We start from the raw sequence: 11,520 nt of genomic DNA, 5'->3' as shown, positions 1-11,520 counted from the left end.
AACCACTGACACTCAAGGAAAACGCCGCGGCCAGCGGCGGTCAGGACCGTTTTCCTTCGAAAAACTCCTGCGCCTCGTTGACGCCGCCTGCGTCCTGCCGGGCGGCCGCTGCGGGCACAGCCCTGTCCGTGCCGGCACTGTCCATGGCGTCGTCGTCGGCCTCCCCGGCGTCGTCGTCGGCCTCGGCGGCGCCCTCGTCGTCATGGAGGTCCGCGCCGTCCTCAACGGATGCAGCGGACTCAGCCACTCCGGTAATGCGGAACGCCAGCCCCGCGATGGCAGCGCCGGCCAGCGGCGCGACCAGGAAGACCCACAGCTGCTCCAAGGCCCAGCCGGAACTGAAGACGGCGGAGGCGACGGCGCGGGCGGGGTTGTACGGCAGGTTCCCCACCGACTGGCCCACCTGCAGCAGGGCCGCGAAGGACAGGCCGACGGCAACCGGCGCCGCGCTGCGGCTGCCGCCGGAGCGGCCGGCGGCAAGGAAGACAGCCACGATGATCGCGGCCCCCAGCAGTTCCAGGAGCACGACGGCGGCGAGCGGGGCCTGAATGATGGAATGCTCGCCGAAGCCCGCGGTCACGGTGTCGAAGGCAGTACGGCTGTCAGGGATGCTGGGAAGGGTGCGGAGGATGCCGAACAGGGCAAGGGCGCCCACCAGGGCTCCCACCACCTGGGCGGCGGCGTATGCGGCGGCGGCGCCGGCACGGATCCGTCCCGCCAGGAGGTGACCCAGGGTAACGGCGGGATTGAAATGGCCGCCGGAGATGTGTCCGAAGGCGAGCATTGCCGCCGTGATGGCCAGGCCGGCGGCAAGGGCCGCCGGCACCGGGCTGGACTGCGGAATGCTGAACAGCGGCACGCCCAGCCCGGCCACGGCCAGGAAGAGGCTGCCGAAGGCCTCGGCCACCAGGCGGGGCATCAGAGCGCTGGGCGCGGTGGCCGCGCCGGGCTGCAGTGCGTCGCGGGCGGGGACAGGGGTGCTCATGATGTGACCTTCGCTTCTTGGGGCCTGGGCTTTGCGTTGCAAGCGGCAACTGCTGCCGGTTCCGGGGCTTCCACCAGCTTGCAGGGCGGCGCCGGGCAACCCGTGCAGTATTCCAGCCCAGGCTGTGCGTTTGCTGGACACCAGCCGTGCGCAATGGCCGGCGGGACGGATGGGACCAGGCGGCGGGACCGGTTTTCGGACGGTAAATTTACTTCATGAGCATCGACCGCGGAACCCCTGTGCCCACCCTCAAGTCCCGGATCCATGGTGCGCTGCTGGGCGGGGCGCTGGGGGATGCACTGGGCTATGCGGTGGAGGCTGATTCCATCGGCGCCATCCGCCGGCGCTTCGGAGCCCGGGGCCTGACCGGGTTTGACGCTCTGTCCGGTTCCTGGCCTTTTTCCGACGACACGCAGCTGACCCTGTATACCGTGGACGGGCTGGTGGAGGCATTGGAGTGGGCCAACGACGGGGTGGGTGCGGATGTGAACGCCTGCCTCTGGCTGGCGTACCTGCGCTGGCTGGCCAACCAGGGCGAAGACGCCGGGGCTTCAGCGCCCGCACCCCAGCCCCGCTGGATCGACGGCAACGAGGTGCTGCGGCAGCGCCGGCATCCGGAGCAGGACTGCATCACCGGGCTGGCCTCCGGCGAGATGGGCACGTCGGTCCGCCCCGTCAACCCCGAGGCCAAAGGCGCCGGCACGGTGATGCGTTCGGCGCCGTTCGGGCTGATTCCACATATTGCGCCCGACGCCGTCTACAAGCTCAGTTCCGACGCCGCCTCCCTCACGCACGGGCACCCTTCCGCCCGCCAGAGCGCCGGAATCTTCAGTCTCCTGATCCATAAGCTCGTGTCCGGCGAGGCGCTGCGGGACGCCGCTGCCGCGGTGGCCGCGCACGCGGCCACCCTCCCGGACGTGGCGCCGGAGCTCCCGGAGAGGCTTGAGGCCGCCCTTCGTCTCGCCGACAAGGCAATCGTTGACCCGGAGGAACTGGTCCACGTGCTTGGCGGGGGCCGGATGGCGGAGGAGGCACTCGCCGTCGCACTGTATGCAGTCCTGGCCACGTTGCCCGCTGACGACGCGGACGCCGGGCCCGGCCGGCATTTCCGGGACGCTGTTGTTCTGGCCGTGAACCATGACGGCCCCAGCAGTACCACGGGCTCGCTGGCAGGGAACATCCTGGGCGCCTTCTATGGGGAAGACTGCCTGCCGGCGCAGTGGCTCGGGGCCCTGGAAGCGCCCGGGGTGGTCCGCGGCATGGCCAATCAGTTGGTGAAGGTCACAACCGGCGAAGGCTGATGTTGTTGCAGGCCTCGCAGACGTCCTCGGGGACCAGCCCGCGGCGCTGCAGGAACCCGAAGATGGCGCACCCCAGGCAGAACCCGGCGAAGGCCTCCAGGGAGGCTGCCACCACCAGGATCCCCAGGAGGGTCCAGGCTGCGGCTGCTGCACCTGCGGCGAACAGGAGCAGCGCCGAGGTGGATACGGCGGCACCTATCCCCTGGGCAAAGCGCTTGGGCGGCCCCGGCACAAGTCTTACCTTTCCCAGCCGCGGAGTGATGACCTTGACTGAGAGCAGCGCCAGGGGTGAAATCCGCGGGCCGAAGAGCAGACGCAGCCAGAACCCGATGGAGATGGCCAGCAGCCCCCACCCGGAGCCCGCCAAGGCGGTGACGACGGCGAGCAGCACCACGAGCGCTGCCGTGACACGGGCGGCGTACTCGTTGACGGGATTGGGAAAAGCGAACAGGGACGCCATATGGCAAGGCTAGGAGCCTGTGGCAGGGCTGCCAAGCTGTGTTGCGCCGCATGAAGCGGGCGCGACTTTGAGTGCCGGCCGCGTCAGGCGCTGACGGCAGTCGCGCGGGCGCCGTCCCAGGTTTCCCCGGGGTCGGCGTGCAGGGCGTCCCCGTTGCCCACCATCTGGAGGAACTCACCCTCGGACAGCACTTCGATGGCTTGTCCCCGCTCATGGAGCTCCAGGACGCGGCGCGCCTTGCCGGTGAGCCTGCCGGAGCGCAGGTCTGAGGCAACGAAGCCATCCCCCACCACCAGCACGGTGGTACGGCCGGTGACCCGGCTTTCCGTCCGGGCACCGCACCTGGCCGAGCGCAGCTTCGCTTCCGGACGGGCAATGGAGAGCTGCCCGGTGAATACCACCGTCTGCGCGTACAACGGATGGCCTGGCTCGGCGTCCAGGTTGGGTTCCGGGTTCAGCCCTTCCTCGGGCCAGCCGGACTGGAACCGGCGCACCAGTGCGGCACCGTTGCCGGACGCAGCAGCCATGGCCGCCACGCTTGGCTTCGACAGGTCGCCCGAGGCGGGATCGAAGGCCTGCTGGTGCGGCATGGCCAGCCCCAGGGAGAGGAAGAGTTCGGCGATGCTGTTGGCACCGTTGCGCGCGGCGATGTCGACGAGGATCCCGGCACAGGCGCGGGCGTCCTCGGCGGCGTCGTGGTGGTTGACCAGCGGTACGCCCGCTTCCTCGGCGGCGAAGGGAAGCGAGTTGGAGACGAGCGAGTAGCAGCGCCGGGACAGCATGACGGTGCAGACGTAGTCGTAGGCGGGACCGGGCAGGCCCGATACCTCCAGCGCCGAGCGGATCACGCCCAGGTCAAAGGCCGCATTGTGGGCTGCAAGCACGTCGTCGCCGATGAACGCGCCAATCTCCGGGAACAACTCCCCAAAACGGGGCCTTCCGGCAACATCCGCAGCCGTGATGCCGTGGATCCGGACGTTGTGATGGTCAAAGTGGTCATAACCGGCCGGGGGGCGCATCAGCCAGGAGGCCTCTGCGACGATTTCCCCGCCCCTTACCTTCGTCAGTCCCACAGAGCACGGGGAGCCGCGGAAGCCGTTGGCCGTTTCGAAGTCGATCGCCGTAAAGTCCAAACCCACGGCCCCTACCTTACCGCCGCAGGCCTCCCAGACCGGTCAAGTACCCTTGAGAGGTGAACTTTCCTGTGATGAATGACCTCGCTGTGTCCATGCTGGTGGGTGCGGGACCGGTCCAGCCAAGAATGGCTTCCTTCCTGCCCGATTGGCTGAACCCCCAGGTCTTCCTGGCCGATCCCGCGCTCGCCCCCTGGGTGGTCCTGCTGGTGTGCGGCATCGTCTTCGCCGAAACCGGGCTGCTGGTGGGGTTCTTCCTCCCCGGAGACTCCATGCTGTTCACCGCCGGCCTGCTGGTGGCCACGGACACCATCAAGTTCAACATCTGGCTTTTGGCCCTCCTGATCGTAGTCTCGGCCATCATCGGCAACCAGACCGGCTACCTCATCGGTTCAAAGGCCGGTCCCGCCATCTTCAACAAGCCAAACTCCAAGCTCTTCAAGCGCGAGAATGTCGAAAATGCGCACGCCTTCTTTGAAAAGCACGGCGGCAAAGCACTGATCCTGGCCCGCTTCGTCCCCATCATCCGGACCTTTGTTCCTGTGATCGTCGGCGTGGCGCAAATGAGCAGGAGGAAATTCTTCCTCTACAACGTCATCGGAGCGGCACTGTGGGGCGGCGGTGTGACGCTGCTCGGTTACCTGCTGGGCGACAAAGTTCCGTGGGTCCGGGACAACCTGGACATCATCTTCATCGCCATTGTGCTGGTCTCGGTGATTCCCATCGGCATCGAGGTCCTGCGCGGCCTGTCCGCCAAGCGCCAGGCACAGGCCTACGGCACGGACGCGGTGGACGAGTTCATCGAGGAACACGAACCGGACGAGGAGCGGAAGACTCCCCGCAACAGCCACCGCGGCCGGCCGGAGTAGCAGCCTTCCCCCGGCCAGACTGCAAAAGCCGGCCAGGCTGCAAAAGAAGGTGCGCATCCCGCCGGGATGCGCACCTTCTTTTGTTGGCTGGCCGTTTTGAAGTTGGCTGGCCTGCGGGCAGGCAGGTTCCCTAGCGGGCCGCCTCCAGGGCCGCCACAATGGACGGCAGCAGGGCCCGGAAGGCCTTGCCGCGGTGGCTGATGGCGTTCTTTTCCTCGGCGGACAGTTCGGCACAGCTGCGGTCCTCGCCTGCCGGCTGCAGGACGGGGTCGTAGCCGAACCCGCCGCTACCCCGGGGTTCGCGCAGCAGGATCCCCTCAAGCTGCCCGTACTCCACCACTTCGCGCCCGGGTCCGCCTCCGTCAGCGGGCACGGCCAGCGCGGCGGCGCACACGAATGCGGCGCCACGGTGTTCGTCCGGGACGTCGGAGAGCTGGTTCAGCAGCAGTTCCAGGTTGGCGGCGTCGTCGCCGTGGCGTCCTGCCCAGCGGGCGGAGAAGATGCCCGGAGCCCCGCCCATGACGTCCACGGCCAGCCCGGAGTCGTCGGCGATGGCCACCAGGCCGGTGGCGCCGGCGACGGCGCGGGCCTTCAGCAGCGAATTTTCGGCGAACGTCACGCCGGTTTCGGCAACGTCCGGCGCACCCGCCGCCGCCGCGTCCACCACCTGGGTGTCGACGTCGAGCCCTGGCACCTGCCCGCGCAGCAGCTCACGGAGTTCGCGGAGCTTGCCCTTGTTGTGCGTGGCGAGCACCAGCCGGGGAGCCGGGCTGCTCACAGGGATTCCGCCAGGGTCTCGCGCTGGATGGCAGCGAGCTGGGCGGTTCCCAGCAGGGCCAGGTCAAGGAGCTGGTCCAGTTCCGCCCGGTCGAAGGGAGCGCCCTCGGCCGTGCCCTGCACCTCCACGAACTTGCCGGAGCCGGTCACCACCACGTTCATGTCGGTTTCAGCGCGGACATCCTCGACATAGGGCAGGTCCAGCATGGGAACCCCGTCGATGATGCCCACGGACACCGCCGCGATGGTGTCGATGATGGGCTGGGCGTTCCTGCCGATGAGCTGGTTGTCGCGGGCGAACCGGATGGAGTCCGCCAGTGCCACATAGGCACCGGTGATGGCCGCCGTGCGCGTGCCGCCGTCGGCCTGCAGGACGTCGCAGTCCAGCACGATCGTGTTCTCGCCCAGGGCCTTGGTGTCGATGATGGAGCGCAGCGAGCGCCCGATCAGGCGCGAAATCTCGTGGGTGCGGCCGCCGATCTTTCCTTTGACGGATTCGCGGTCGGACCTGGTGTTGGTGGCGCGCGGGAGCATGGCGTATTCCGCCGTGACCCAGCCGCGGCCCTCGCCCTTAAGCCAGCGCGGGACGCCTGGGGTCAGCGACGCCGTGCACAGGACCCTGGTGTTGCCGAACTCGATCAGTGCCGATCCCTCAGCCTGGTTGGACCATCCGCGGGTGATGCTGATGGGCCGGAGCTGGTCCGGGGCACGGCCGTCGGCGCGCACAATGGGCACTGCAGTTGCTTCAGATGTCATGCCCCTAGCTTATCGAGTGCCGGTGCATGGCTTGTCGGGGCGCCGGCGCGGCTAGATGGTGTAGTGCACGCCCGCTACGGCAACGGCCACGTCCCCGGGGAACACCGGGCGCGCTTCGGCCATGACCGTGGTCTGGGACGTCCATACCGGGATGTGGGTCAGCAGGAGCCGCCGGGCACCGGCCGCCGCTGCAGCCTCCCCCGCCCGCTTGCCGGTCAAGTGGACATCCTTGATGCCGGCGTCACGGCCCTCTTCGAAGGCTGCCTCGCACAGGAACAGGTCCGCGTCCTTGGCGGCTTCCTCAAGCCCCGCACAGGAGTCCGTGTCGCCGGAATAGGTCAGGACCCGGGACACCGACGTGCCGTCCTTGCCGGGCTCCACCACCTCCACCCGGAGGGCGTAGGCCTCCTCAATGGGGTGGTTGACCGCGAAGGGCGTCACGGTGAAGGGGCCCACGGTCACGGATTCGCGTTCGGTCCAGTTGGTGAAGTCGAACTCCTCATGCATGCCGGGGTCCAGGTCAAGCCCATAGGCCGTGGCCATCCTGTCCGCCGTGGCGGCGGGGCCCCACACGGGAATGCGGCCGCGCCCCCACCCGCCGGGCTTCCAGCGGATGGCAACGTGCAGCCCGCACAGGTCCATGCAGTGGTCCGGGTGCAGGTGGGTGAGGAAGATCGCGTCGATGTCCTCCAGGTCCGTGTAGCGCTGGATGGCCCCCAACGCGCCGCTGCCAAGGTCCATCACCACCTTCCACGACCGCTCACCGTCGGTGGCGGTCAGGAGGTAGCACGACGCCGGCGAGCCGGGCCCGGGGAACGAGCCCGTGCATCCCACGATGGTCAGCTTCACAGGGCGGGTCCTCCGGAGCGGCGTGCGTCGGCCAGTCCGCCGCCCACGAAGTTGGAGATCCTGGGGCGTTCGCGCGCGCCCTGCGCGGCGGCGATCATCTCAGGGGTGATCCGCGCCAGGCTGCCCGTAGGGTACTGGGCGGCCACATGGTCCACGTGGCGGACGGACAGCACCTCGGGGCCCAGGAACCGCCGGGCCAGCGCCTCGAACTGCCCGGCGTCGCCGGTGGCCACGAAGTGGTGCTCGGGCGGGGTGGGGGACGTGCGCTGCAGGTTGTGCGTGGCAAGGGCGCGGTACACGTCCTTGGCCGTTTCCTCGGCGCTGGAGACCAGGGTGACATCCGCGCCCATGACGTAGGAAATCACGCCCGTCAGCAGCGGGTAGTGGGTGCAGCCCAGGACCACGGTGTCCACCCCGGCCGCCTTCAACGGGGCAAGGTACTCTTCCGCGACGGCGAGCAGGGCCGGGCCGGTGGTGATCCCGGCCTCCACGTAGCTGACGAACTCCGGGCAGGCGACAGAGGTGATGTCCAGGTCGGGCGCCGCGGCGAAGGTGTCCTCATACGCGCGCGAGCCCACGGTGGCCGACGTGCCGATCACGCCCACCCTTCCGCTGCGGGTGGCGGCAACGGCGCGCCGCACCGCGGGCTGGATGACTTCGATGACCGGGATGCCGTACTTGGCGGTGTACCGCTCCCGGGCGTCCCGGAGGACAGCGGCCGACGCCGAGTTGCAGGCGATGGTCAGCAGCTTGACGCCGGAGTCCACGAGTTCGTCCATCACGCCCAGGGCGTTGGCCCGCACCTCCGCGATGGGGAGCGGCCCGTACGGCCCGTGCGCGGTGTCCCCCACGTAGAGGATCGACTCGTTGGGAAGCTGGTCAATGATGGAGCGGGCCACGGTGAGGCCGCCGACACCGGAATCGAAGACGCCGATGGGACGGGTTTCCGGGGCGACGGCGGGGAACCCGCTGTCGGCGTCCGTGGGCTGTGTTTCCGCCGGTGGTTCCATGCTCGGGGCTGTAGTCATGATTATTCGAGGATAGGTGTTCCCGGAAGCGTCAGCCATCATCTTGTGTCCCGCGACTCATGTCTGCTGCGTCACAGCGGACGGCCTCCCCCTGGCCGCCGTGGCTCACCGGCGGGATTCCATGGACTGCAGCAGGGCCTGGACCAGGGACTCCTGGAGCCAGGTGGTGAAGTTGTAGACCAGGGCCAGATAGCTTTCCACGTCCTCGGCCTGGGACCAGTCCTGCATGCGGTGCACATGCTCGGCGTCGGCCTCGTCCCGGATGTCCAGCCGTTCGGCCAGGACCAGGCGCACATCGTTCAGCGCCATGGACCAGTGCTGCGCCCCCTCGGGGGTCAGCACGATCTCGTCCTTGTCCAGGTCCAAAGCCGCGGCGCGCAGGGCCCCGATCTTTGTCTCCCGCAGTGAACGCTCGGTGAGCTGGCGGAACTCAAGGGACGCGTCGCCGTCGTCCTTGACAACGTTGGGCAACAGCCGCTTGACGGCCCGGTCCGTGGGTTCTGCCACCTCCATGTCCAGGCCGATCAGTGCCGCCAGCGGGTCCTGCCCGGTGCGGTCCTCAGGCTGGAGCATGGAAATGACGTCGTCGATCAGGCTGCGCAGCAGGTCCCGTTCAGCCGGTTCCAGGTAGCCGGTGATGCCCTTGAGCCCGTATTTGAATGCCTTAGCCACGTTTTCCCTTACCCTGGCCCGGACCGCCGGACTTGCCTGATTTGCCGCCCGGGCCGCCGCTGGCCTTTTCCACCGTGGCCCAGAGCCCGAAGCCGTGCATGGCCACGGCGTGGCGCTCCACCTGTTCCTTGCTGCCTGAGGCGACGATGGACCGGCCCTTCCGGTGGACTTCCATCATGAGCTTGTTGGCTTTGGTTTCCGAGTAGCCAAAGTAGCTTTGGAACACGTAGCTGACGTAGCTCATGAGATTGACGGGATCGTTCCAGATCACCAGGTTCCAGGGAATGTCCGGCGCGGTCAGGGAGTCGGTGGACTCTGCTGTGCCGGTCCGGATGCCCTCCTGTGTATCAGGGCCGGGCGCAACGCTTATGGTCATCTGTCCATTCTATGGGGAGGGTGGGCCCACACCGGCGAGGGCCCCGCGGCGAAGCGAAGCGAGACGCGGGAGCCGGTGGGTGGGCCCACGCCGGCGAGGGCCCCGCGGCGAAGCGAAGCGAGACGCGGGAGCCGGTGGGTGGGCCCACGCCGGCGAGGGCCCCGCGGCGAAGCGAAGCGAGACGCGGGAGCCGGTGGGTGGGCCCACACCGGCGAGGGCCCCGCGGCGAAGCGAAGCGAGACGCGGGAGCCGGTGGGTGGGCCCACACCGGCGAGGGCCCCGCGGCGAAGCGAAGCGAGACGCGGGAGCCGGTGGGGACTAGAGTGACTTTCGTGAGCACCTCAGCCGGCTGGGACCATCCCCGCACGTCCTTTTACACCGACCATTATGAGCTGACCATGCTGCAGGCGTCGCTGCATTCAGGGGCTGCGCACCGCAGGTCGGTGTTCGAGGCGTTCGCGCGGCGGCTGCCCGACGGCCGGCGCTACGGCATTGTCGCCGGGACCGGACGCCTGCTGGAGGGCATTGCGCAGTTCCGTTTCGGCGACGCTGAACTGGAGTTCCTGGAGCGTACCCGCGTAGTGAACCGGGAGACGCTGGAGTACCTGGCCAACTATAAATTTTCGGGCGACATCTGGGGCTACGCCGAGGGCGACGCGTACTTCCCCAACTCCCCCATCCTGATCGTCGAGGCCTCCTTCGCCGAAGCCTGCATGCTGGAGACCTACCTGCTGTCCGTCCTGAACCACGACACCGCCATCGCTTCAGCGGCTTCCCGGATGGTCAGCGCCGCCGGTGGCAGGCCCTGCATCGAGATGGGTTCGCGGCGCACCCATGAGGAGGCCGCCACGGCGTCAGCCCGGGCGGCCATCATTGCCGGCTTTGACAGTACCTCCAACCTTGAGGCCGGCATCCGCTACGGCGTGAAGACCGTGGGCACCGCCGCGCACTCGTTCACGCTGCTGCACGACACCGAACGGGAGGCCTTCGAGGCCCAGATTGCCTCGCTGGGCGAGGGGACGTCCCTGCTGGTGGATACGTACGACGTCGAAAAGGCCGTCCGCACGGCCGTTGACCTGGCAGGGCCCCGCCTGGGCGCCGTCCGCCTGGACTCCGGCGACCTGGTGGCCCAGGCGCAGTGGGTCCGGCGGCTGCTGGACGACCTCGGCAACGACCACACCAAGATCGTGGTGACGTCCGACCTGGACGAGTACGCCATCGCTGCCCTGCAGTCGGCGCCCGTGGACTCCTACGGCGTGGGAACGTCGCTGGTGACCGGCTCCGGCGCGCCCACCGCCAGCATGGTCTACAAACTGGTCAGCCGCACCGACGACGACGGCAACTTCGTGTCCGTGGCCAAGGCGGCCAAGAACAAGGCAAGCGTGGGCGGGCGCAAGTACGCGCTGCGCAAGCTGGACGAACGTGGCACCGCCACCGCAGAGGTGGTGGGCGTGGGCCACCGGCCGGAGGACGACGGCAACGACCGTCCGCTGCTGCAGCAGTTCATGAAGAACGGCGAGGTAATCCCGGGCTGGACCGGACACGAGGGCGTGCTGCGGGCCCGGCAGCGCCACGCCGACTCCATGGCCGAGCTGCCGTCCGTGGTCAACCGCCTGCAGCGCGGCGAGGCCGCCATCCCCACTCTCTACGAGGAAAACTAAGGAGCACCAATGTCCCGCGCTTTGATCATCGTGGACGTGCAGAACGATTTCTGCGAGGGCGGATCGCTCCCCGTTCCCGGCGGCGCGGCCGTGGCAGGCGCCATCAGCGAGTACCTGGACGCCCACAACAGCGAATACGACTATGTGGTTGCCACCCAGGACTGGCACGTGGACCCCGGCAGCCACTTCTCGGACACACCCGACTTCAAGGAGAGCTGGCCGCCGCACTGCGTCGCGGGCACCCGCGGAGCGGACCTTCATCCGGACCTGGACACCGAGTACATCGATGCCTACTTCCGGAAGGGGCAGTTCGCCGCCGCCTACTCAGGTTTCGAAGGACTGCTGGCCCCGGAGGATGCCGTTCCCACCGGGGAACGGAACGCCGGCGGCCTGCCCGCCGCCAGGGAGGCCCTGGAGCCCGATGAGGACGCCATCGGCCTCGATGACTGGCTGCAGAGCCACGACGTGGAGGACGTGGTGGTGGTTGGCATTGCCACCGACTACTGTGTGAAGGCCACCGCGCTTGACGCCGTCCAGGCCGGCTACGGTGTCACGGTGCTGCGGTCGCTGACCGCCGGCATCGCCGAGGACCTGGAAGACGCCGTTGCGGAAATGGAACTCGGCGGGGCGGACATCGCCTGATTCCTGGGAGT

13 protein-coding genes are annotated in these 11,520 nt (G+C 68.5%); 4 read left to right on the top strand and 9 right to left on the bottom strand.

Annotated elements, in window-relative coordinates; translation table 11 throughout:
• Positions 1 to 40: 40 nt before the first annotated feature.
• Entirely contained in the window at positions 41 to 985 is a 945-nt protein-coding gene (locus AC3ANU_RS10195) for an aquaporin (protein WP_488315924.1), read from the bottom strand.
• 215 nt (positions 986 to 1,200) lie between these two features.
• Between AC3ANU_RS10195 and AC3ANU_RS10190 the strand changes: the two genes are divergently transcribed.
• Complete coding sequence (locus AC3ANU_RS10190; RefSeq protein ID WP_488315923.1) at positions 1,201 to 2,286, top strand: ADP-ribosylglycohydrolase family protein; 1,086 nt, start codon at positions 1,201 to 1,203, stop codon at positions 2,284 to 2,286.
• On the opposite strand, the gene AC3ANU_RS10185 is transcribed toward AC3ANU_RS10190, so the two are convergent.
• Both AC3ANU_RS10185 and AC3ANU_RS10180 read right to left on the bottom strand, forming a co-directional pair.
• Positions 2,267 to 2,746 (bottom strand): DUF4395 domain-containing protein, encoded by a 480-nt coding sequence (locus tag AC3ANU_RS10185; RefSeq protein WP_223991988.1) that lies wholly within the window; start codon positions 2,744 to 2,746, stop codon positions 2,267 to 2,269. The genes AC3ANU_RS10190 and AC3ANU_RS10185 overlap by 20 nt on opposite strands.
• 83 nt (positions 2,747 to 2,829) lie before the next feature.
• The gene (locus AC3ANU_RS10180; protein WP_056387966.1) at positions 2,830 to 3,885 is read right to left on the bottom strand and encodes a 3'-5' exonuclease; all 1,056 of its coding nucleotides are present in this window, start codon (positions 3,883 to 3,885) and stop codon (positions 2,830 to 2,832) included.
• Between the two features lie 68 nt (positions 3,886 to 3,953).
• Here AC3ANU_RS10180 and AC3ANU_RS10175 point away from each other — a divergent pair, with 68 nt between their 5' ends.
• The gene (locus AC3ANU_RS10175) at positions 3,954 to 4,748 is read left to right on the top strand and encodes a DedA family protein (RefSeq protein WP_043424767.1); all 795 of its coding nucleotides are present in this window, start codon (positions 3,954 to 3,956) and stop codon (positions 4,746 to 4,748) included.
• 130 nt (positions 4,749 to 4,878) lie between these two features.
• On the opposite strand, the gene rdgB is transcribed toward AC3ANU_RS10175, so the two are convergent.
• The 6 genes from rdgB to clpS form a co-directional block, all read right to left on the bottom strand.
• A complete protein-coding gene (gene rdgB / locus AC3ANU_RS10170; RefSeq protein ID WP_018768375.1) occupies positions 4,879 to 5,526 on the bottom strand; it encodes an RdgB/HAM1 family non-canonical purine NTP pyrophosphatase in 648 nt (215 codons plus the stop codon).
• Positions 5,523 to 6,281: a ribonuclease PH gene (gene rph / locus AC3ANU_RS10165; RefSeq protein ID WP_026265632.1), complete on the bottom strand. Its 759-nt coding sequence runs from the start codon at positions 6,279 to 6,281 to the stop codon at positions 5,523 to 5,525. The genes rdgB and rph overlap by 4 nt, the downstream gene beginning before the upstream one ends.
• Before the next feature lie 51 nt (positions 6,282 to 6,332).
• Positions 6,333 to 7,130, bottom strand: a complete 798-nt coding sequence (locus AC3ANU_RS10160) for an MBL fold metallo-hydrolase (protein WP_018768377.1) — start codon at positions 7,128 to 7,130, stop codon at positions 6,333 to 6,335.
• Positions 7,127 to 8,140 carry a glutamate racemase gene (gene murI, locus AC3ANU_RS10155; protein WP_018768378.1) on the bottom strand — a complete coding sequence of 338 codons (1,014 nt, stop codon included), beginning with the start codon at positions 8,138 to 8,140 and terminating at the stop codon, positions 7,127 to 7,129. The genes AC3ANU_RS10160 and murI overlap by 4 nt, the downstream gene beginning before the upstream one ends.
• A 123-nt stretch (positions 8,141 to 8,263) precedes the next feature.
• Positions 8,264 to 8,830, bottom strand: coding sequence for a DUF2017 domain-containing protein (locus AC3ANU_RS10150; RefSeq protein ID WP_056387968.1), 567 nt, complete (start codon positions 8,828 to 8,830; stop codon positions 8,264 to 8,266).
• The gene (clpS, locus tag AC3ANU_RS10145; protein ID WP_018768380.1) at positions 8,823 to 9,206 is read right to left on the bottom strand and encodes an ATP-dependent Clp protease adapter ClpS; all 384 of its coding nucleotides are present in this window, start codon (positions 9,204 to 9,206) and stop codon (positions 8,823 to 8,825) included. Before clpS ends, AC3ANU_RS10150 begins: the two co-directional genes overlap by 8 nt.
• A gap of 332 nt (positions 9,207 to 9,538) precedes the next feature.
• Between clpS and AC3ANU_RS10140 the strand changes: the two genes are divergently transcribed.
• Positions 9,539 to 10,867 carry a nicotinate phosphoribosyltransferase gene (locus AC3ANU_RS10140; protein WP_018768381.1) on the top strand — a complete coding sequence of 443 codons (1,329 nt, stop codon included), beginning with the start codon at positions 9,539 to 9,541 and terminating at the stop codon, positions 10,865 to 10,867.
• Between the two features lie 9 nt (positions 10,868 to 10,876).
• Positions 10,877 to 11,509: an isochorismatase family protein gene (locus tag AC3ANU_RS10135; RefSeq protein ID WP_018768382.1), complete on the top strand. Its 633-nt coding sequence runs from the start codon at positions 10,877 to 10,879 to the stop codon at positions 11,507 to 11,509.
• Positions 11,510 to 11,520 lie beyond the last annotated feature (11 nt).

Source organism: Arthrobacter sp. SDR-2R, assembly GCF_057747955.1.
The sequence above is the reverse complement of the archived record's forward strand: the minus strand, read 5'-3'. Positions and strand labels throughout refer to the sequence as shown.

Coding starts and splice junctions, on each gene's coding strand:
- AC3ANU_RS10190 (WP_488315923.1), top strand. CDS start 1,201: ATGAGCATCGACCGCGGAACCCCTGTGCCCACCCTCAAGTCCCGGATC.
- AC3ANU_RS10135 (WP_018768382.1), top strand. CDS start 10,877: ATGTCCCGCGCTTTGATCATCGTGGACGTGCAGAACGATTTCTGCGAG.
- clpS (WP_018768380.1), bottom strand. CDS start 9,206: ATGACCATAAGCGTTGCGCCCGGCCCTGATACACAGGAGGGCATCCGG.
- AC3ANU_RS10195 (WP_488315924.1), bottom strand. CDS start 985: ATGAGCACCCCTGTCCCCGCCCGCGACGCACTGCAGCCCGGCGCGGCC.
- murI (WP_018768378.1), bottom strand. CDS start 8,140: ATGGAACCACCGGCGGAAACACAGCCCACGGACGCCGACAGCGGGTTC.
- AC3ANU_RS10175 (WP_043424767.1), top strand. CDS start 3,954: ATGAATGACCTCGCTGTGTCCATGCTGGTGGGTGCGGGACCGGTCCAG.
- rph (WP_026265632.1), bottom strand. CDS start 6,281: ATGACATCTGAAGCAACTGCAGTGCCCATTGTGCGCGCCGACGGCCGT.
- AC3ANU_RS10185 (WP_223991988.1), bottom strand. CDS start 2,746: ATGGCGTCCCTGTTCGCTTTTCCCAATCCCGTCAACGAGTACGCCGCC.